Origin of the sequence: Dactylosporangium fulvum, assembly GCF_025137375.1 — a bacterium.
GTDB classification, from domain to species: domain Bacteria; phylum Actinomycetota; class Actinomycetes; order Mycobacteriales; family Micromonosporaceae; genus Dactylosporangium; species Dactylosporangium fulvum.
In genome coordinates this window covers 4,915,011-4,933,828 of sequence record NZ_CP073720.1, presented here as the reverse complement: position 1 = coordinate 4,933,828, position 18,818 = coordinate 4,915,011, and the positions used below count along the sequence as shown (strand labels likewise).

Here is an 18,818-nt window from a genome sequence, read left to right as displayed (position 1 = left end):
CGACGCCGGCCTGCGCACGGCCGCGCCGTCAGACGGTCGGCACCACCATCGGTGTGCCGGTCACCGGGTTGGGCATGACGAGGCTCGGCAGGCCGAACACCTCGTGCATCAGCGACGCGTCGACCACCTCGGCCGGCGGTCCCTCGGCCACGATCCGGCCGTCCTTCATGGCGACCAGGTGGTCGGCGAAGCGGCAGGCCTGGTTGATGTCGTGCAGCACGGCGACGATCGTGCGGCCCTCGTCACGCAGGCGGGCGAGCAGTGCCAGCAGCTCGTACTGGTGGGTGACGTCGAGGTACGTCGTCGGCTCGTCGAGCAGCAGGTACGGCGTCTGCTGGGCGAGCACCATCGCGACCCAGACGCGCTGGCGCTGACCTCCGGAGAGCTCCTCGACCGGCCGGTCGGCGAGGTCCGTCACGCCGGCGGCCGCCATCGCGTCCTCCACCACTTGTTCGTCGGTCACGGACCAGGTCGACAGCAGATGCTGGTGCGGGTACCGGCCGCGGGCGACGAGCCGGCGCGCCGGGACGTTCTCCGGTGCCACCAGGCCCTGCGGCAGGAAACCGACCTCGCGGGCGAACACCTTCGGCCGGTGGGCCGCCACGTCGCGACCGTCGAGCAGCACGGCGCCGGTGGCCGGCGGCAACAGCCGCACGAGCGCGCGTAGGAGGGTGGACTTGCCGCAGGCGTTCGGGCCGACGATGGCGGTGAACGCCCGGTCCGGCAGGTCGAGGCTCACGTCGCGGGAGACGATCCGGTCACCGTATGCGAGCGTGAGGTTGCGGGCGGCGAGGCGCGTGGTCAACGTCTCTTCACCTCCAGGACGAGCAGCCAGATGAGGTAGCAGCCACCGATCGCCGTGGTGACGACCCCGACCGGCAGCGCCGCCGGCGCGAGGAGCAGCTGGGCGACCAGGTCCGCGGCGAGCAGCAGGACGGCGCCGGTGAGCGCAGCCGGCAGCAGGGCGACACCGGAGCGGGCGAGCCGGCGCCCGATCTGCGGTGCGGCGAGCGCGATGAACACGATCGGCCCGGCGACGGCCGTCACCGTCGCCGTGCACCCGACGCCGACGACGATCAGCAGAAGGCGGAGCCGGCCGAGGCGGATGCCCGACGTCACGGCGAGTTCGTCGCCGAGGCCGCTCTGGTGCATGCCGCGGGAGAGCAGGGCCAGCACGACAACGAGGACACCGATGGCCAGCAACGGCAGGTGCAGCTCGTCCCAGTCGACGCCGTTCAACGAACCCGCGCTCCACCCGGTCGCCGCGATCGCGATGTCGAGGTCGGCACGCAGGACGATCCACGAGTTGACGGCGGTGAGGATCGCGTTGACGGCGATGCCGATGACGACCAGCCGCAAGCCGCTCAGGCCCGAGTCCAGGGCGAGCAGGTAGATCGCCGACGCCGCCAGCAGACCACCGACCACCGCTCCGGCGGCCAACTGCGCCGACGTTCCGCTGAGGATGGTCAGGGCGACGAGGGCTCCGGTGTACGCGCCGGCGTCGAGGCCGATTACGTCGGGGCTGCCGAGGGCGTTGCGGGTGAGGTTCTGGAACACGGCGCCGGCGAGGCCGAGCGACGCGCCGAACACCAGCGCGGCCGTGACCCGCGGGAGGCGCCACTCGCGCACGACGACGGAGCCGCCCTCGCCACCGGTCAGGGAGGCGAACACCTCGCCTGGCGTCGACCAGTTCGCGCCCTGGCTGAGACCGAGGAACGCGAGCGCCAGTGCCAGCACGGCCAGGCACACCGAAACGACGACGGTCCGGCGCTCGACGGCCGCCGACAGGCCACGGACCCGCAGGACGACGGTGCTCACAGCGCGGCCGCCCCGTATCGGCGTACCACCCAGATCAGGGCCGGCCCGCCGAGGAAGGCGGTCACCACCGCGACCGGCACTTCACCGGTCGGCAGCAGCAGCCGTGCGCTCACGTCCGCGATCAGCAGCAACACCGGCCCGAGCAGGACCGCGTAGGCGACCAGCCACCGGGTCGAGCCGCCGGCCAGCCGGCGGGCGAGGTGCGGCACCATGAGCCCGACGAAACTGACCGGTCCTGCCACCGCCGTGGCCACTCCGGTCAGCACCGTGACGAGTGCCAGCACCGCCACCCGGGTCCGTGACACGTGCGCACCGAGCGTGTGCGCCACGTCCTCCCCCAGTGCCAGCGCACCCAGTGGTCCGGCCACCACGACCGAGCCCACGAGCGCGACCACGACCACCAGCACCGGCCCGGCCAGCGGCGTGCGCTCGGTGCCGGCCAGTGCACCGACCGACCAGAAGCGGTACGCGTCCAGCACGTCCGGGAACGTGAGCCGCAGCCCGAGCGAGATCCCGAGCAGTACCGCGCTCAGCGCCATCCCCGCGAGCACGAGGCGCAGCGGCGACGTCCGCCCGACGGCGTACACGGCCACCGCGGCCAGGCACGATCCCGCCACGGCGAGGCCGAGCTGCCCGGCCTGCGTGGCGGTCCAGCCGGCGAACACGCCGACGTTCAGCGCGAACGCCGCGCCGGCCGTCACCCCCAGCAGCCCGGGCTCGGCGAGCGGATTGCGGGTCAGCGTCTGCACCAGGGCCCCGGCGCAGCCCAGCGCCGCGCCCACGCAGATCCCGAGCACCGTGCGCGGCAGCCGGATGTCCCGGACGATGAGGTGCTCGTCGGTGCCGGCGTAGGCGACGAGGGCCCGCCACACCTCGGCCGGTGGCACGTGGCGCGCACCGACGCTCACCCCGGCCACCGCCGCCGCGAGCAGCAGCCCGACGGCACCCGCGAGAATCGCGACCCGGCGGCGCGGGTCAGTGGTCAAACTCGGCAACTCCGCGCTTCCAATATCCCGTGACCAGCTTGTCCAGTGGAGAGGTCCGCAGCGGCGCGATGTCGCCGGTCTCCCCGGCGGCGAACAGGAACACCCGCGACGAGGGCAGCGGCAACGACGCCACGGCGGCCGCCAGCGCCGACCGGTCGCCGGGCGACCGCGGCAGCCATCGCACCGCGACCCGCTCCCGCCGGGCCAACGGGTAGCCCGCGGCCAGATCGCCGTCGCCGGTCTCCACGACCACGTCCGCCGACACCCCGGCCGGCGCCTCGTCGAGGAACCGGGCGACCGCCGGTAGCGCCGTCGCGTCGACCGCGAACACGTAGTGCTCGTACGCGTGCGGGAACACCTTCGCGCCGGGCGGCCCCGCGACCGTCACCGGGTCGCCGGCCGCGCACCCCGCGGCCCACGTCGAGGCCACCCCGCCCTCGTGCAGCACGACGTCGAGATCCAGCTCGAGTTTCGACGGACAGAAGCGCCGGATCGTGTACTTGCGGGTCACCGGCATCGGGTGCGGCCAGTCGAGCATGTCCCGGTCGTTGGGCACCGGGTCGCGCCGCGTGCCGTCCGGGTCGGGGAAGACGATCCGGACGTGGTCGTCGCACTGGTACGTGTGCAGTCCGGCGAGCTGTGGCCCGGCGAGCGTCAGCCGCACCATCCGCGGGGTCAGGTACCTCCGCGCGGCGACCGCGACCCGCCGCACGCCGATCGGGTACGGCACCCGGGCGACGCCGCTGCCACCGGACTGGTGAACGGCGACGCGCGACCCGGGGTCCGTGCGGTCTCCCGTCACGATCCGGACAGCAGCGGTGCGAGCGCCTGGTCGAGGGCGTCGAGGGTCTTGGTCGCCGACTCGTACGTCGCCGCCTCCGTGTACCGGATCCCGAACGCCTTGCCGGCCTTGACCGCCGGCAGGTTCTTCCACAGCGCCGATTCGAGCACGGCCTGTACCGCGGGTGCCGGCGTGCCGTCCGGCTGCAGCGAGTAGGTGATCACGTCGGCCTGGCCGAGGCTGGCGGTCAGTTCCTCCAGCGCCGGGTACTCCGACACGTCGAGGCCGCCGCCGCCCTTCTGCTTGACCTCGCCGTAGTAGGTCAGGCCGATGTCCCGCGCGATGTTGGTACCCCACGAGCCGGCGAACTCGCGGTGGAACGTGCCGGGCTTGATCTGCCCGTACCCGCCGACGTGGCCGAACCGCAGCCCGGACACGGCCGTCGCGTACTTCGCCTTGAGCCCCGCGGCCTTGGTGTCGTACGCGTCCTTCGCGGCCTTGAAGTTCTGGGCGCGGCCGGCCGCGTCGGACTGGCGCTGGGACAGCTCCCGCCACGCGTCCGGGACGGTCGGCCCGATCGCGACCACCGGCGCGATCGACTCGAGCCGCTTGAGGTCGATGTCGGCGAGCACCGGCTTGGGCACGCCGATGATGATGAGGTCGGGCTCGACGGCGGCGATCGCCTCGTAGTTGGTCTCGGCGGCGGTCTCGCCGGCGATCTGCTTCAGGCTGTCGTACTTCGCCTTGTCCTCGGGCGTCATCATGGCGATGCCGCGTTTCCAGCTCGAGATGCCGACCAGGGCGGCGTCGGCCTCCAGCAGGACCGGCACGGCGTAGCCGGTCGCGACCACGCGCTTGGGGTCGACCGGGATGGTGATGTCGCCGTTGTCGGCCGCGAAGACGCGGGTCGCCGCGCCGCCGGACGCCGAGTTCGACTCGGACGACCCGGACGACGAGCAGCCCGCCACAAATGTAAGCGCCAGGGCCGCCACACCGGCCAGACGCAGGGTCTTTCCACCAGACATGAGAGGTAAGGCTAGCCTTACCTTCGTTCGTCGCTATGTCGCTGAGAGGACATTCCATGTCGCGCAGACGCCAGTCACTGACGGTCACTGATCCGTACGGTGACGACCCGGTCACGTGCGAGGAATACGGGTACGGGCTCGGCCGCCCGGACGGCATCCTCGTGCTGCGGTACCGGTCGGCGGGCCTGCTCGACTTCGGCGAGAGCCGGCAGGACCTCCTCCACCAGTTCTACTGGTCCCCCGACGGGCTGCTGGCCGTCCGGCACGGCACCGAGACGCAGTACGTCGGCCCGTCGGAGGTCTTCTGGGTCCGCCGGGCGGTCACCCACGAAGTACGGGCCGCGGACGGCTGGACCGCCTACCGGGTGTGCCTGCGCCAGATCCCGCCGGCGCTCGACCGGCTGCGGGTCGGCGCGGCGGCCATCAACCGCGAGGCCACCGCCCTCATCGAGGCCATCGCCCGCAACGGCTACGGCGAGGACGCCGCCCTCGAGGCCCGCGCACGCATCATGGCCGGCCTCGGCGCCGCGACCCGGGACACCGCCGGCCGGCGCGGCGGCGGGCCCGGCTTCGCGCTCACCGTCGCCCGTGAACTCGCCCGCGACCCGGCCGACGACACCCGGCTCGAGGAGTGGGCCGAGCGCCTGCACATCAGCGTGAAGACGCTCCAGCGCGACTTCGAGCGCGAGTTCGGCGTGCCGTACACCCGGTGGCGCACCCAGCTACGGCTGCGCGCCTCCCGGGCCCTGCTGGAGACCCGGCCCGTCACGGAGGTGGCGCACCGGGTCGGCTACGCCAGCGCGTCGGCGTTCGTCGCCGCCTACGCCCGCGAGTTCGGCGACACCCCCGGCGGCCGGCGCCGGCGCTGACGGGGAGTGCCGGGCGGCTGATCCGACAGGCGGATGCGGCCGGCGGACGAAGCGCCGTCGGTCGCGTCCGGCAGCGCCCGACGGGCGATGTCCCTCGCGGCGGGCCGCTCTAGCGTCGTCGCCATGACTGGTAACGACGTTGACCGAAGGCACCTTCTCCAGCGCACGGCCGGCCTGGCCGCCGGCGTGGGCGCGCTGGCCGTCGGCGGAGCACTGAGCTTCGGTGAGGCGGCCGCCGCCGACGGGCGGCCGCCGGCCGGCCAGCCGGGCCACCATCCGGTTGTCGGCACCTGGCGCGGACCGGTGTACGCCACGGCGACCCGCTTCGGGGTCCGGCCCTTCTGACCGGTGACGTTCCGGCGGCCGGGCGCGGTCAGCGCACCAGGCCGGCGTGGTGCGCCAGGATCGCCGCCTGGACCCGGTTCGTCAGCTGCAGTTTGGCCAGCAACCGGCTGACGTGGCTCTTCACCGTCGCCTCGCTGAGGTGCAGCCGCCTGCCGATGTCGCCGTTCGACAGCCCCTCACCGACGGCGGCCAGCACTTCCCGCTCCTTGTCCGTGAGGACGTCGATGCGGCGCAGCGCGTCGCTTCGGTGCGGGCTGCTCGGCTCCGCGAACCGGTGCAGCAGGCGGCGGGTGACCCGGGGCGACAGCATCGCGTCGCCGGCGGCGGCGCTGCGCACCGCGGCGGCCATCTGGTCCGCGGTGGCATCCTTGAGCAGGAAGCCCACCGCGCCGTGGCGCAGCGCCGTCTCCACGTATTCGTCCAGGTCGAACGTTGTCAGCACGACGACCTTCGGCGGGTCCGGGAAGCGGGCGAGCGCCTCGGTGGCGGCCAAGCCGTCGGCGCGCGGCATCCGGATGTCCATCAGCACCACGTCCGGCCGATGGGTTCGCGCCTCCCGGACCGCCTGGTCGCCGTCGCCGGCCTCGCCGACGACCTCGATGTCGTCATAGGCCGCCATGATGGTCCGCAGCATGGCGCGGACCATCCATTCGTCGTCGACGATCAACAAGCGGATCACCGGCCCGCCTCCCCCACGTCCGCCGCGACCGGTATCCGGGCCGTCAACTCGAAGCCGCCGTCCGGTAGCCGGCGGGTGCTCAGCGTGCCACCGACCAGCCGAACCCGCTCGCCGACCCCCAGCAGGCCGTGCCCGCCGCGGGTCCCGCCGGCGGCGGCCGACACGCCGGCACCGTTGCGGACGGCGAGGCGCACGCCGTCGCCGTCGGACGCCACGACCACCGTGGTCCGCGCGGTGCGCGCGTGCTTGTGCACGTTTGTCAGGGCCTCCTGCACCACCCGGTACACCGCGTGCTCGACCAGCGCCGGCGCCCGCAGACCGTCCTCGACGGACAGTTCGACCGTGAGCCCGAGCGCCCTGGACGCGTCCGCCAACTCCGCCAGGTCGGGGATACCCGGCTGCGGTCGCAGCGGCGCCTTGCCGCCGTCGCGGAGCACGCCCACCAGCGTACGCAGCTCCTCCAGCGCCGCCCGGCCGATGTTCTGGATCTGGCCCGCGATCTCCACCGCGCCGCGTCCCTCCGCCGCCGCCAGGGCGGTCGCGTGCAACACCATGAGCGACACCCGATGGGTGACGACGTCGTGCATGTCCCGCGCGATCTGTGCCCGTTCCTCGGCCCGCGCCTGCTCGACGAGCAGCCGCTCCTGCGCTCGCCGCGACGCCACGTACAGCCCGGCCAGGGCCGGCAGGATGCACATGGCCAGGCTGATCGGCAGGCTGGCGTCAGCGCCGTACACCAGCCACAACGGCGTCGACACCGCCGCCACCATCGCCGCGGTGGGCAACACCCGCAGCCGCAGCGAGCGGGCATGGGCGCCGATCGCGTACTGCGCCAACGGCACGGCCGGCCAGGCGCCCGCGACGAGCCAGCACGCGACGGCACCGGCATACAGCAGGAGCGGCCGCTGCCGCCGCTCGAACACGGCCAGCCCCGTGGCCACCCCCAGCGCCGCGGTGACGCCGAGCGGTGCCGGGTGGTTGACGAGCGGGGACCCGTCGAACAGGCCGGATTGCAGGTCGCGCCACACCCCCGGGACGACACACACGACGGCGAGCACGCCGTCGACCACCCGGCCCGGGCGCGGCCACGGTGCCCGGCTGACGGTCATGACGCGAGTCTATGCAGGACATCTGTTCACGGGCTCCCGCCGATCGATGCAATCGAAAGGTGTCCCCCGCGGCCCGGACCACCGACCGTGGACGCACGGCTCCGGGCACATCGCGCGATGCCCGCCCGGGGAGCCGGAACCTAGCGTCGGGGGCATGGAACCCGCACGCCGTGACCTCGCCCGCATGCTGCAGTGGGCGTTCGCCGCCTTCGCCGCCCTGAACGTCGGATTACTGCTCAACGGCTCGGACGCGACCGTGTTCCGGCTGATGGCGATCGTGGGCTACGGCGCCGGAGCGGTGCTTTCCGTCGTCGCCGCGCTGCGGTGGCACGCCTTCGGCCGCCGGCTGGCGATCGGCCTGCACCTGGCGCTGGCGCCGCTGCAGTTCGTCTTCAGCATCGCCGAGTCGATCGCGCTGGTCGGCATCCCGCTCTCGCTCACGATCCTCGCCCGGTGCAAGCCGCGCTTCCCGCTGATGTCGCCGCGGACCCGCCGGGTCTGGCTGACCCTGCACGTGGGGTTCAGCGTCGGCTGGCTCGGCGTCGCGCTCACGATGACCGCCCTGGCCGTCACCGGCTGGGCCGCGGACTCCCACGCCGTGCGGCGCGGCGCGTACGAGGTGCTGCACGTGGTCGACCTCGCCGTCGCGATCCCGTCGATGGCACTGTCGATCGTCACGGGACTGGTCGTGTCGCTCGGCACGAAGTGGGGCCTGGTCCGGTACCGGTGGGTGCTGACCAAGTTCGCCATCTCGGTGAGCATCCCGCTGGTCGCCGGTACCGTCGAGAACGCACTGGCCGACGAGCTCGCACTTCGCACCGTCGATCCCGCCGGCCGGCCCGGCGCCACCGGCATCGCACTGGCCGCCTGCCTGGGCAGCTTCACCGTCGCGCTGTGGACCGCGACCGTCCTGTCGGTCGTCAAGCCCTGGGGCCGGACCCGCTGGGGTCAGCGAGTGTCATCGAGCCGGGCGGCGCCGGCCCCGGCGGCTCCTGGTCGTCCTGGCCGCATGCGGAACCGGTCCGCCGGGATCACCCCCGGACAGGAGACACCCGCTAACTGAGGCGCTGAGACATCGCCTGCCACCGCAGACGGCCGCACACGCCCGGGGCGTGCCGCGGTCCGATGATCGACACTCAGCCGTCCGCAGCGCACCACCCGTGGCACGCTCTCGCCATGGTCACGTCGCTCGTCGCCCGGTTCGCCGCGGTACTGGCCGTTGCGGCGACCCTCGGGTGCGGTGTGTGGCGGTCCGACGATCCACCGTCGGTCGTGGTGCTCGGCGCCGACTACTCCGGCATCCTCGAGGGCAGCCGGCAGGTCTTCGAGACGCTGGCAACCGGCGGCGTCACGCCGGTCACGCCCGCCACCGCCCGGCTCGTCGGTCCGACGTACGGGGTGGCGTTCGACGCCGTGGGAACGTCCCGCCACTTCGACGGGACGGTCTTCGCACAGGCTGCCTACGGGCTGCTTCCCGAGGACGTCAGCCGGGACTCCCGAGGTGAGCACCGTGCCGCCGAGGGGCACGAGCTCGTGCTCGCCCACGTGCCGGCCGACCAGCACCTGCCCGAGCCCGAACGGGGGTACAGCACGCTCTTCACCAGCTGGCAGGTGGAGGTGGGCGGCACGGTGCGCCCGCTCGTCCACGGCAACGACCGCAACACCATCGCGGCCGGCTCCATCGTCGTCGTCAGCGTGCCGATCGGTGCCGAGGCCCGGCTCGGCGCCACGGTCGACGGCCGGACCAGGTGGGTCAGCCTGCGCACCGGCCGGCCGCAGTGACACCGCGCCGATCAGCCGGCGTGCCACGCGTTCCTGCCCGGTACGAGATCCACGATGTGCGGCACAGACCGGCTGCCGGCCGTTCGTGGGCGTAGCGTCACTTTCCATCGACGTCCGGCGGTGTCACGATCATCATTGGCCATGACCCGCGTGCAGGGCCGGCCGGGGCTCGGCACCCCGGCGGCCACGACCTTCGGAGGTTGCGCCGTGCGCCTTGTCCACCTGCTGCTCGCCTGCTCGATCCTCATGACCGGCCTGCTTGCCGGATGTGGCCGCGGCGATCCGGTCACCGCCGCCTCCGGCGCCGCAGTCTCGCCCGGGGCCGTCACGGAGCGGATGCTGCAGGTCGCCAACGGCGCCGACCGGCCGTTGCCCACGCTGCTGGTCCACCCGACGGCCGGGGGCCGCTTCCCGGTCGTGGTGTTCAGCCACGGGTACACCCGCCGCCCGGAGGACTATCTTCGGCTGTTCCACGCCTGGGCGGCGGCCGGCTTCATCGTCGCCGCACCGACGTTCCCGCACTCGGCCCGCGACTCGAAACGGCTCGACGACAGGGACATCGTCAACCAGCCGGGCGACAACGCGGCCGTCCTGACTGCCGTCCTGGCCCTCGACACCACCCAGGGTGATCCGCTGGCCGACCGCATCGACCGCGACGCCGTCGCCGCGGCCGGGCATTCCCTGGGCGGCATGACAACCGTCGGCATGTTCACGAAGCACCGCGACGACCGGCTCAAGGCGGGCATCGTCCTCGCCGGCGGCCAGTGGCCGTTCGGCGTGGGCTACTCGGGCGCCCCGGCGCCGATCCTGTTCGTGCACGGCCGCCAGGACACCGTCGTCAGGTTCGAGGGCTGCACCGAGGCGTACGAGCCGCTCGCCTGGCCCAAGGCGCTGCTGGACCTGCCGAACGGCGACCACCTGGCGCCGTACCTCGGGCCGGACCGTGACTTCGACGTGGTGGCCGCGGTGACGGGTGACTTCCTGCGCTGGGCGCTGCTGGGCGATCAGTCGGCGCGCGGGCGGATGACCGCCGACGCCGGCAGCCGCGGGAAGGTGGCAGACCACTTGTAGCGGTCCACCGCATCAACCAACGCCCGACCTGCGCGGCGCAGACGCCGGCGCCCCGGAACGCTGCGCGAAAATCGCGTGCTGATGTGGCGGTGCGGTGGCTAAGTTGCGCGCATGAGCCCGATCCCGACGGCCGGACCGCGCCTGCACTTCTGCACCGATCCGGGCGAGTTCCTCGCCGCGGCCGGTGACCATCTGGCCGCCGACCCGGTCGTCAGCACGGTCGTGACCACGATCGCGCACCGGCTGGTGTCGCAGCAGGCCGACGAGATCGCGCAGCCCGACCGCAACTGGTGGCTGGTGGTCAGGGACGGGGCCGGCGCCGTGGTCGGCGCCGGGATGCGGACAGCGCCGTACGCACCCTACCCGCCGTTCCTGCTGCCGATGCCCGACGAGGCGGCCGTGGCCCTGGCCCGCGCGTTGCACGAGCGCGGGGAGGAGGTGCTCGCGGTCAACGGGGCCCTTCCCGCCGCTGAGCTGTGCGCCGCCGAGGTGGCCCGGCTCGGCGGCGGCCGGGTCGAGGTCGGCCAGCACACACGACTGCACGAGCTCGGCGAGTTGGTGTGGCCGGCACCGGTGCCCGGCGGTCTCCAGGTCGCGACCGAGGACGACGTGGACCTGGTGACGGAGTGGTTCGGTGCGTTCATGGGCGACGCCGACGAGCAGGCGGGCCGCCCGCGCGGCGCCAGTGCGCACGAAGTACCGGACCGCGCGCAGATGCTGCACCGGCTCCGAGCCGGATGGCTGTGGTTCTGGGTCGACGAGACCGGGCAGCGGGTGCACCTCACCGGCGCCCAGCCGCCGTCGTTCGGGGTCACGCGCATAGGCCCGGTGTACACGCCGCCGGCTCAGCGTGGGCGCGGCTGGGCCAGCAGCGCGGTCGCCGCGGTCTCCGCGCGGATCCGGGCCGGGGGTGCACGGGTGTGCCTGTACACCGACCAGGCGAACCCGACCTCGAACAAGATCTACGCCGCACTCGGCTACCGGCCGGTGGTCGACATGGCCAACCTGGTCGTCGTCCGCTGACGCCGATCGCATCGCGGCGGTCACCGTCGCGGCCGTCAGCGGGATCCGCAGCGCCCGGATCCAGGTCCGGTGCTACCGGCGGACCGCGACGGCGTGGAACCGGTGGGACGGGTCGTCATAGCTGGTCAGGTGCCAGCCGGTGCGGGCGGTCGACGCGCGCAGGACGGTTTCGGCGAGCGGTTCGTCCGGGCGCAGGGTGCGGCCGTGGCGGGCGGCGAGGGCGGCCCGGCCGGAGGGGTGGAACAGCACCAGCCGGCCGCCGGGGCGGGTGATGCGGGCCAGTTCGGTCAGGCCGGCGTCGGGGTCGGGCAGGTGCGTGACGAGTCCGGCGGCGAACACGGCGTCGATGACGGCGTCCGCGAGGGGCAGGCGACGGGCGTCGGCCAGCAGCAGCACCGCGGCGCAGGCTCGGGCACGGTCGCGGGCAGCGGTGAGCATCTGCGGGGTGAGGTCGACGCCGATGACGGTGCCCTGCGGGCCGACCGCGTCGCGCAGCGCGGGCAGGGCCCGGCCGGTGCCGCAGCCGACGTCGATCACCACTCCGCCGGGCTTGAGCCGGGCCTCGGTGACGGCGGTGGTGTAGGCGGGCAGGTCGTCGCCGAACTTGCTGTCCCAGGTGGCGGCGCGGGCGGCGAAGAAGGCCTGCGACTCGGTGCGGTACCACCGGTCGCCGGGGACGAGCCGCGGACTGAGGTGGCGGATCACCGGCCAGGCCGGGTCGTGCAGGTCGACGATCGCGTCGGCGTCCTCGCCGCGGTAGCCGCCGGACGCGGTGCGGGCCGGTGGGGTCCGCACCCACACCGTGAGGTGCCACGAGGAAGCGGGGAGCCGATCGCGCCAGCGGGGCCCATCGGCGACGACAACCATGCCCGCGGTCCGGGCGTGCCACCCGTCCTCCTCGGCGGCGCAGGTGTCACCGGTGAGCCGCACGCATTGCCGGCCGGCGGCGCGCAAGCGCTCGGCGAGCCGATCGGCAAGGGCGGCGGCGCCGCCGTCGGTGCCGTCGACGACGACGCGGGCGGTCTCCTCCGGCAACGCGGCCGCGAGGTGGTTGAGCACGGTGGCCCATCGGACATGCCGGTCCCCCGGTTCGCCGCTCATGCATCCATCATGCAGATGCGATCCCGATAAGGCCACCGCCGACCGAAGATGCGAACTGTGCGACCGGTTTTCCTTCGCAGATGCCGGACATTAGGGTGGTCGGCGTGACGGTGTTCCGGATCGGCGAAGCGGCGGAGTTGTTGGGCGTGAGTCCGGACACGGTCCGGCGCTGGATCGACGCTGGACGGCTGCCCGCGGTCCGCGACGAGCACGGCCACCGGCTCATCGACGGGGTCGAGCTCGCGGAGTTCGTGCGTGCGCAAGCGGGTGAACCGGACGCTCGTGCCGACGCCTCGTCGGCCCGCAACCGGCTGCGGGGCATCGTCACCGCCGTGGTGAAGGACACGGTCATGGCGCAGGTCGACATCCAGGCCGGACCGTTCCGGCTGGTGTCGCTGATGAGCCGCGAGGCCGTCGACGAGCTGGACCTGCGGGTCGGCTCGGTCGCGGTGGCGGTGATCAAGTCGACCACGGTGGTGGTGGAGCGGTCCACCCCCGCCGTGGCACCCAAGGGGAGGACCACAACGTGAACCCGCATCGCATGCGCATCGCTGTGACAGCACTGGCGGCCTCCGCCCTGTTGGCTCTGAGCGGCTGCGGCAGCAACGACAGCGGCAACGCCGGCGCCCCGGCCAGCACGAACGCCAGCACCGGCACCGGCGTGACCGGCACGGTCAATGTTTTCGCCGCGGCGTCGCTGACCGAGTCGTTCACCAAGCTCGGCAAGGACTTCGAGGCCGCCAACCCCGGCGCGACGGTGAAGTTCAACTTCGCCGGCAGCTCGGCCCTGGCCACGCAGATCAACCAGGGCGCTCCCGCGGACGTGTTCGCCTCCGCGGCACCGGCGAACATGAAGACCGTGACCGACGCCGGCGGCGCCGACGGCACGCCGACCACGTTCGTGAAGAACCAGCTCGTCATCGCCGTGCCGAAGGGCAACCCCAAGGGCGTCAAGGGCCTGGCCGACCTGACCAAGCCCGGCGTGAAAGTCGCCCTGTGCGCCGAGCAGGTCCCCTGCGGCGCCGCCGCCAAGAAGGCGCTCGACGCCGCCGGCGTCAAGCTCACCCCGGTCACCCTCGAGCAGGACGTCAAGGCGGCCCTGTCCAAGGTCAGGCTCGGCGAGGTCGACGCCGCACTGGTCTACCGCACCGACGCCAAGGCCGCCGCGAACAACGTCGACGGCCTCGAGTTCCCCGAGTCGGCCGGAGCGATCAACGACTATCCGATCGTCGCGCTCAAGGGCGCCAAGAACCCGGCCGGGGCGAAGGCGTTCGTCGCCTACGTGCTGTCCGACAAGGGCAAAGCGGTGCTGACCGAGGCCGGCTTCCAGGCACCCTGACCGTGGCCGACCTCGACGAGTCCGTGGCGGCGCGGCCGGACACCGTGCCGCCCCGCCGCGGCTCCCCCGGTCGGCGGGTGCCCGCCGCGCTGCTGCTCCCCGCCACGCTCGGGCTGCTGTTCCTGATCCTGCCGCTGGCCGGTCTTCTGGTGCGGGCACCGTGGACGACGCTGCCGCAGCGGCTCACCCAGCCGGGTGTGCTCACCGCCCTGTGGCTGTCCCTGCAGTGCGCCACCCTCGCGACGTTGCTCTGCCTCGCCCTCGGCGTCCCGCTCGCCTGGCTGCTGGCCCGGGTCGACTTCCCCGGCCGCCGTCTGGTCCGCGCGCTCGTCACCGTCCCGCTCGTGCTGCCACCGGTCGTGGGCGGCGTGGCGCTGCTCCTGGTCTTCGGCCGTCGCGGACTCGTCGGCGAGTGGCTCGACAGCACGTTCGGGATCACGCTGCCGTTCACCACCACCGGCGTGGTGATCGCCGAGGCGTTCGTGGCGATGCCGTTCCTGATCATCGCGGTCGAGGGCGCGCTGCGCGGCGCCGACCGCCGCTACGAGGAGGCCGCCGCCACCCTCGGCGCCGGCCGGTGGACCACCTTCACCCACGTCACGCTGCCGCTCGTCGCACCCGGGATCGCCGCGGGCGCGGTGCTGTGCTGGGCCCGCGCCCTGGGCGAGTTCGGCGCCACGATCACGTTCGCCGGCAACTATCCGGGCACCACCCAGACCATGCCCTTGGCCGTCTACCTGGCCCTGGAGACCGACCTGGACGCCGCCATCGTGCTCAGCCTCATCCTGCTCACCGTGTCCGTGGCGATCCTCGCCGGGCTCCGCGACCGCTGGATCAGCGCCCCATGACCGCCGTGCCCGAGCCCGTCATCGGGCCGTCCGCCGCGGCGGACGGCCCGGTGCTGGACGCGCGGCTGGTGGTCGACCGCGGCACGTTCCGCCTCGACATCGCCGTGCGCATCGCCGCCGGCGAGGTGGTCGCGCTGCTCGGCCCGAACGGTGCCGGCAAGACCACCGCGCTGCGCGCCCTCGCCGGGCTGCAGCCGCTCACCGCCGGGCACCTCACCCTCGACGGGACCGACCTCGACCGACCCGACCGCCGGCTGTGGACACCGCCGGAGGACCGCCCGATCGGTGTGGTGTTCCAGGAGTACCTGCTGTTTCCGCACCTGACCGCGCTCGACAACGTCGCGTTCGGCCCGCGCCGACACGGCCTCGACCGGCGCACCGCACGCGCCCGTGCCGACGAATGGCTGACCCGTGTCGGACTCGCCGGATACGGCCGCCGCAAACCTCGGCAGCTGTCGGGCGGGCAGGCCCAGCGCGTCGCACTGGCCCGCGCCCTCGCCCTCGACCCGGTCCTGCTGCTGCTCGACGAACCCCTCGCCGCGCTCGACGCCCGGACCCGCCTGGACACCCGCGCCGAACTGCACCGTCACCTCACCGCCCACCCCGGCGCCACGCTGCTGGTCACCCACGACCCGCTCGACGCGCTCGTGCTCGCCGACCGCCTTGTCATCGTCGAAGAGGGCCGGGTCGTCCAGGAGGGCGACGCCGCCACCGTCACCGCCCAGCCCCGCACCGACTACGTGGCCCGCCTCGTCGGACTCAACCTGTACCGCGGGCGCGCCGACGGGCACACCGTCCACCTGGCCGAAGGATTCACCCTCACCTGCGACGACCGGCTCACCGGCGACGTGTTCGTGGTCTTCCCGCCCGCCGCCGTCGCGCTGCACCCGCGCCGGCCCGACGGCAGCCCCCGCAACAACTGGCCGGCCACCATCACCGGCATCCAGCGCCACGGCGACAACCTCCGCGTCCAACTGGCCGGCCCGATCGCTGCCGCCGCGGACGTCACACCGGCCGCCGCCGCCCACCTGCACCTGACCCCCGGCCAGGAGGTCTGGGCCGCGGTCAAGGCCACCGAAACCCACGCCTACCCCGCCTGAACCACCATCCGGAATGGACCGTCGAGCCCGCCGTCGAACGGCTCCGCGCCGACCTGGACAACGGCGCCGGGGATGCCTGGTCCAGCCGCCTGCCGGAGGCCGGGGAGGGTCACGCGGCGCAGGCCCGGGAGCCGGCGGCCCGGCGGCCGTGCCGACGCAGCGTGGACTCGGCCAAGCCGGACTCGGCGACCAGCGCGCGCCAGGTCATGCCCTGGCCGCGGCGGTGCGCCACATACGCGGCGAGCGAGCCGAACCCGAACGGCCCGGCGACAGCCAGGCCGCGCTCGTCCGCTCGATGCCGGCTGCTGGCGTGCGGCATGGGCGTGATGCCATGGCGGCGCATCGCGGCGAGCACCGTCGACCGGGACACGCCCGCCTGCGCGGCCAGCGCCGCGACGGTCCGGTGTTCCCGCAGATGGGCGTGGTGCAGGTACGCCGCGACGTCCGCGTGCCCCAAGGACCGGGCGATCGGCGACAACCGGACGTCGCCCGGATGCGGACGCACGACCGTCCGCCCCGCGGCGAGGGCCGGTGCGAGGGCCGGCAACTGCCGGCACACCCAGTCCTTGTGCAGGCCGGCTTCCCGGCTGACGGCCGCCATGCTCCACCCGGCGGCGAGGCGGGCGCCGACATACGCCACGAAGGTGGCGTAGCCGAAACGTGCGGCAACGGCGGCCGCGACCTCGTCGCGATGGCGCTCAGCCCTGCGCCGGTTGCCCGCCGCGCGCGCTGCCGGCCGGACGGCGGACAGCGCGGCGAGCGTCTTCTCGCGCCGTTCCGCCGGGTGCGGGCGCCCCCGGGCGGCAGTGGCGGCGGCCTGGGTCAGGGCGCCGCTCCGGGCGCGCTGCCTCGCCTCGCCCTGCGCCTGACGCAGGGCCGGCTCGCGATCCTGCCGGAGCCGCAGCGCCGCCGCACGTCGCCGACGGGTCCCCGGGCCGGCGAGCGGGTTGCCCAGTTCCAGCCCGAACGCCGCGACGTAGTCCACCTTCGACCAGCCGTGGACGCGCAGATGGCTGGCCACCGACAGAAACCAGCGGCCACACAGGTGGCAGCACACCCGGTCGCCGTCGCCGAGCATGCGACCCGTCGGCGCGAAATACGCGGTGCCGTCGGCCAACCGGCCGACCACACCGACGTCACGCCCAGGTGATCGGCCGGCGGTGACCGCCACGGCAACACCCCCCGCTCGGTAGTCACAGTGAGACTACCGAGATTGCGGTATCGGCGGAACCCCGAACCGTAGGCTGATCGGATGGGTGAGCTACCGGCGCTGTCGCTGGCCGACTGGATCGTCCTCGCCGTCGTCGACGAGGAACCCACGCACGGCTTCGCGATCGCCGCGCTCACCACCGAGCACGGCGACCTCGGGCGGATCTGGCACGTGCCCCGCCCGATCGTCTACCGTTCCCTGGACCGGCTCACCGGCCTCGGCCTCATCCGCGTCGAAGCCACCGAGGCCGGCAGCCGCGGCCCCCAGCGCTCCGTGCTGACCACCACCCCGGCCGGCAACGCCGCCGTCATCGCCTGGCTGCACCAACCGGTGGGACACGTCCGCGACATGCGCTCGGCACTGCTGGCCAAGCTCGCGCTGCTGGCACGCCGCAGGCTGGACAGCACGGACCTGCTCGCCGCTCAACGCGACGTCCTCACGCCCGTGCACGAGGCACTGGAACGGCAGCAGGCCGACGCCACCGGCTTCGGCCGCGTCCTGCTCGCCTGGCGCCTGGAGAACGTCGGCGCCGCGCTCCGATTCATCGACACCGTCGCCGGATGAGCGGCGGCGTCGACGTACCTCCACGCGACCTGAAGGGCCGGGCACCCCCGGGTGGTGACGCCCGGCCCCGGTGGGCTTACGCCGCCGCGAGTCCGGCGCGGATCTCGTCGAGGGACAGCAGCAGCACGCCCAGTCCGGCGACCTCGGCCAGCCCTTGCTCGCTGGTGCGGGACACCGCCGACGGGACGAGCGCGACACGGAAGTCGCGTTCGCTGGCCTCGATGAGACTGGCGCGCGGGCAGTTGGGCAGGTTGCAGCCGACGAAGACGAGCGAGTCGACGCCCCGGGCGGTGAGCAGGTCCTGCAGCGGCGTCTCGTAGAACGCGCCCCAGCGCGGCTTGTAGACGATGAACTCGGCCGGGCCGACCTGCTGCACGCCGCCGCCGAGCAGCAGCTCGTGATCGAGGTCCGCGGCGGGCTCGGGCAGCATGCCCGGGGCGAGCCGGCTGCCGTGACTGCCCGGCGTGGCAAGCTCGACGCCGGTCGACAGCAGCCCCCGCCGGACCCGGTCGGCGTTGCCGCCGCCCTTCTCGTACAGGCGGATCACGTGCACGACCGGGCGGCCGGCCGCCCGGAACGCCTCCACGGCGGCGACGACCTCGGGCAGCACCTCGGTGGTGCCGGGAATGCCGTAGGGCGCGTCGGAGAGAAAGTCGCGCTGCACGTCGATGGTGATGAGCGCTGACGTCGGGAAGTGCAGCGCGAGATGCGGATCCGTCACGATGGCCACCGGTTCACGCTACCGCGCCGGCGACCAGGATCCGCTCGCGGATGAGCGGCTTCCCACGATGCTCCGGTGCCGCGGGCACGGGGGTCGCGGGCTCTACGCTGGCACTGTTCCTGCTGCACCTACACCTTCAACGGCGTCCGGCCCACCAGCAAGTACCGGCAAGCAACGGTGCGGCCGAGGTCGGGAAGGCCGCCGGTTCGGCCCTGAGCCGGGCAGCGTCACTGCGCCGGCAGGCCGGCGTTGACCCAGTCTTCGTAGCGGCATCGCGACTCCGCAGATTCGCATACGCCCCGATACAGCCGGATCGATGTGTCGCCCATCGGACGTGATAGCGCCGCGCATATTCGATAGCCATTAGTTTAATCAATATCCGCCGTGATACCGAAGTTGAGGTGCACGACGCGCATCACCGCACCGCAGGAGCACGACGCGGCCCGC

Annotated in this window: 21 protein-coding genes; 11 read left to right on the top strand and 10 right to left on the bottom strand. The window is 73.5% G+C overall.

From position 1 onward, the window contains the following. Positions 1 to 28: 28 nt before the first annotated feature. The 5 genes from Dfulv_RS23180 to Dfulv_RS23160 are packed head-to-tail and all read right to left on the bottom strand — an operon-like array spanning position 29 to position 4,610. Entirely contained in the window at positions 29 to 805 is a 777-nt protein-coding gene (locus tag Dfulv_RS23180; protein ID WP_259866708.1) for an ABC transporter ATP-binding protein, read from the bottom strand. Continuing rightward, positions 802 to 1,818, bottom strand: a complete 1,017-nt coding sequence (locus Dfulv_RS23175; protein ID WP_259866706.1) for a FecCD family ABC transporter permease — start codon at positions 1,816 to 1,818, stop codon at positions 802 to 804. The genes Dfulv_RS23180 and Dfulv_RS23175 overlap by 4 nt, the downstream gene beginning before the upstream one ends. Beyond that, entirely contained in the window at positions 1,815 to 2,804 is a 990-nt protein-coding gene (locus Dfulv_RS23170; RefSeq protein WP_259866704.1) for a FecCD family ABC transporter permease, read from the bottom strand. Before Dfulv_RS23170 ends, Dfulv_RS23175 begins: the two co-directional genes overlap by 4 nt. Then, positions 2,794 to 3,606: a siderophore-interacting protein gene (locus tag Dfulv_RS23165; RefSeq protein WP_259866702.1), complete on the bottom strand. Its 813-nt coding sequence runs from the start codon at positions 3,604 to 3,606 to the stop codon at positions 2,794 to 2,796. The genes Dfulv_RS23170 and Dfulv_RS23165 overlap by 11 nt, the downstream gene beginning before the upstream one ends. Continuing rightward, positions 3,603 to 4,610 (bottom strand): ABC transporter substrate-binding protein, encoded by a 1,008-nt coding sequence (locus tag Dfulv_RS23160; RefSeq protein WP_259866700.1) that lies wholly within the window; start codon positions 4,608 to 4,610, stop codon positions 3,603 to 3,605. The genes Dfulv_RS23165 and Dfulv_RS23160 overlap by 4 nt, the downstream gene beginning before the upstream one ends. Positions 4,611 to 4,666: 56 nt before the next feature. On the opposite strand from Dfulv_RS23160, the gene Dfulv_RS23155 reads away from it, so the two are divergent. Together Dfulv_RS23155 and Dfulv_RS23150 are read left to right on the top strand one after the other, a co-directional pair. Further along, on the top strand, positions 4,667 to 5,479 hold the full coding sequence (locus tag Dfulv_RS23155) for a helix-turn-helix transcriptional regulator (protein ID WP_259866698.1): 813 nt from the start codon (positions 4,667 to 4,669) through the stop codon (positions 5,477 to 5,479). 123 nt (positions 5,480 to 5,602) lie between these two features. After that, on the top strand, positions 5,603 to 5,824 hold the full coding sequence (locus Dfulv_RS23150) for a hypothetical protein (protein ID WP_259866697.1): 222 nt from the start codon (positions 5,603 to 5,605) through the stop codon (positions 5,822 to 5,824). 28 nt (positions 5,825 to 5,852) lie between these two features. On the opposite strand, the gene Dfulv_RS23145 is transcribed toward Dfulv_RS23150, so the two are convergent. After that, positions 5,853 to 6,503, bottom strand: a complete 651-nt coding sequence (locus Dfulv_RS23145; RefSeq protein WP_259866695.1) for a response regulator — start codon at positions 6,501 to 6,503, stop codon at positions 5,853 to 5,855. Then, on the bottom strand, positions 6,500 to 7,612 hold the full coding sequence (locus tag Dfulv_RS23140; RefSeq protein WP_259866693.1) for a sensor histidine kinase: 1,113 nt from the start codon (positions 7,610 to 7,612) through the stop codon (positions 6,500 to 6,502). Before Dfulv_RS23140 ends, Dfulv_RS23145 begins: the two co-directional genes overlap by 4 nt. Positions 7,613 to 7,766: 154 nt before the next feature. Between Dfulv_RS23140 and Dfulv_RS23135 the strand changes: the two genes are divergently transcribed. The 4 genes from Dfulv_RS23135 (at position 7,767) to Dfulv_RS23120 (ending at position 11,488) form a co-directional block, all read left to right on the top strand. Continuing rightward, positions 7,767 to 8,675, top strand: coding sequence for a hypothetical protein (locus Dfulv_RS23135; protein WP_259866691.1), 909 nt, complete (start codon positions 7,767 to 7,769; stop codon positions 8,673 to 8,675). Positions 8,676 to 8,788: 113 nt separating this feature from the next. Continuing rightward, complete coding sequence (locus tag Dfulv_RS23130) at positions 8,789 to 9,394, top strand: hypothetical protein (RefSeq protein ID WP_259866689.1); 606 nt, start codon at positions 8,789 to 8,791, stop codon at positions 9,392 to 9,394. Between the two features lie 141 nt (positions 9,395 to 9,535). Beyond that, positions 9,536 to 10,465 carry an alpha/beta hydrolase family protein gene (locus tag Dfulv_RS23125; RefSeq protein WP_259866687.1) on the top strand — a complete coding sequence of 310 codons (930 nt, stop codon included), beginning with the start codon at positions 9,536 to 9,538 and terminating at the stop codon, positions 10,463 to 10,465. Between the two features lie 111 nt (positions 10,466 to 10,576). Beyond that, complete coding sequence (locus Dfulv_RS23120) at positions 10,577 to 11,488, top strand: GNAT family N-acetyltransferase (RefSeq protein WP_259866685.1); 912 nt, start codon at positions 10,577 to 10,579, stop codon at positions 11,486 to 11,488. Between the two features lie 72 nt (positions 11,489 to 11,560). Here the strand turns inward: Dfulv_RS23120 and Dfulv_RS23115 are convergent, their stop codons facing one another. Further along, the gene (locus Dfulv_RS23115) at positions 11,561 to 12,589 is read right to left on the bottom strand and encodes a class I SAM-dependent methyltransferase (RefSeq protein ID WP_259866682.1); all 1,029 of its coding nucleotides are present in this window, start codon (positions 12,587 to 12,589) and stop codon (positions 11,561 to 11,563) included. A gap of 104 nt (positions 12,590 to 12,693) precedes the next feature. On the opposite strand from Dfulv_RS23115, the gene Dfulv_RS23110 reads away from it, so the two are divergent. From Dfulv_RS23110 to Dfulv_RS23095, 4 genes are read left to right on the top strand one after another with little or no spacing between them, the layout of a single operon-like run. Further along, positions 12,694 to 13,119 (top strand): TOBE domain-containing protein, encoded by a 426-nt coding sequence (locus Dfulv_RS23110; RefSeq protein WP_259867860.1) that lies wholly within the window; start codon positions 12,694 to 12,696, stop codon positions 13,117 to 13,119. 11 nt (positions 13,120 to 13,130) lie between these two features. Next, positions 13,131 to 13,928: a molybdate ABC transporter substrate-binding protein gene (modA, locus tag Dfulv_RS23105; protein ID WP_259867857.1), complete on the top strand. Its 798-nt coding sequence runs from the start codon at positions 13,131 to 13,133 to the stop codon at positions 13,926 to 13,928. Positions 13,929 to 13,951: 23 nt separating this feature from the next. Beyond that, the gene (locus Dfulv_RS23100) at positions 13,952 to 14,776 is read left to right on the top strand and encodes an ABC transporter permease (RefSeq protein ID WP_259867854.1); all 825 of its coding nucleotides are present in this window, start codon (positions 13,952 to 13,954) and stop codon (positions 14,774 to 14,776) included. Continuing rightward, positions 14,773 to 15,876: an ABC transporter ATP-binding protein gene (locus Dfulv_RS23095; RefSeq protein ID WP_259866680.1), complete on the top strand. Its 1,104-nt coding sequence runs from the start codon at positions 14,773 to 14,775 to the stop codon at positions 15,874 to 15,876. The genes Dfulv_RS23100 and Dfulv_RS23095 overlap by 4 nt, the downstream gene beginning before the upstream one ends. A gap of 109 nt (positions 15,877 to 15,985) precedes the next feature. Here the strand turns inward: Dfulv_RS23095 and Dfulv_RS23090 are convergent, their stop codons facing one another. Then, positions 15,986 to 17,047, bottom strand: coding sequence for a hypothetical protein (locus Dfulv_RS23090; RefSeq protein ID WP_259866679.1), 1,062 nt, complete (start codon positions 17,045 to 17,047; stop codon positions 15,986 to 15,988). 81 nt (positions 17,048 to 17,128) lie between these two features. On the opposite strand from Dfulv_RS23090, the gene Dfulv_RS23085 reads away from it, so the two are divergent. Further along, positions 17,129 to 17,650: a PadR family transcriptional regulator gene (locus Dfulv_RS23085; protein ID WP_259866677.1), complete on the top strand. Its 522-nt coding sequence runs from the start codon at positions 17,129 to 17,131 to the stop codon at positions 17,648 to 17,650. Between the two features lie 76 nt (positions 17,651 to 17,726). On the opposite strand, the gene Dfulv_RS23080 is transcribed toward Dfulv_RS23085, so the two are convergent. Then, complete coding sequence (locus Dfulv_RS23080) at positions 17,727 to 18,380, bottom strand: cysteine hydrolase family protein (protein ID WP_259866675.1); 654 nt, start codon at positions 18,378 to 18,380, stop codon at positions 17,727 to 17,729. Positions 18,381 to 18,818: the final 438 nt, after the last annotated feature.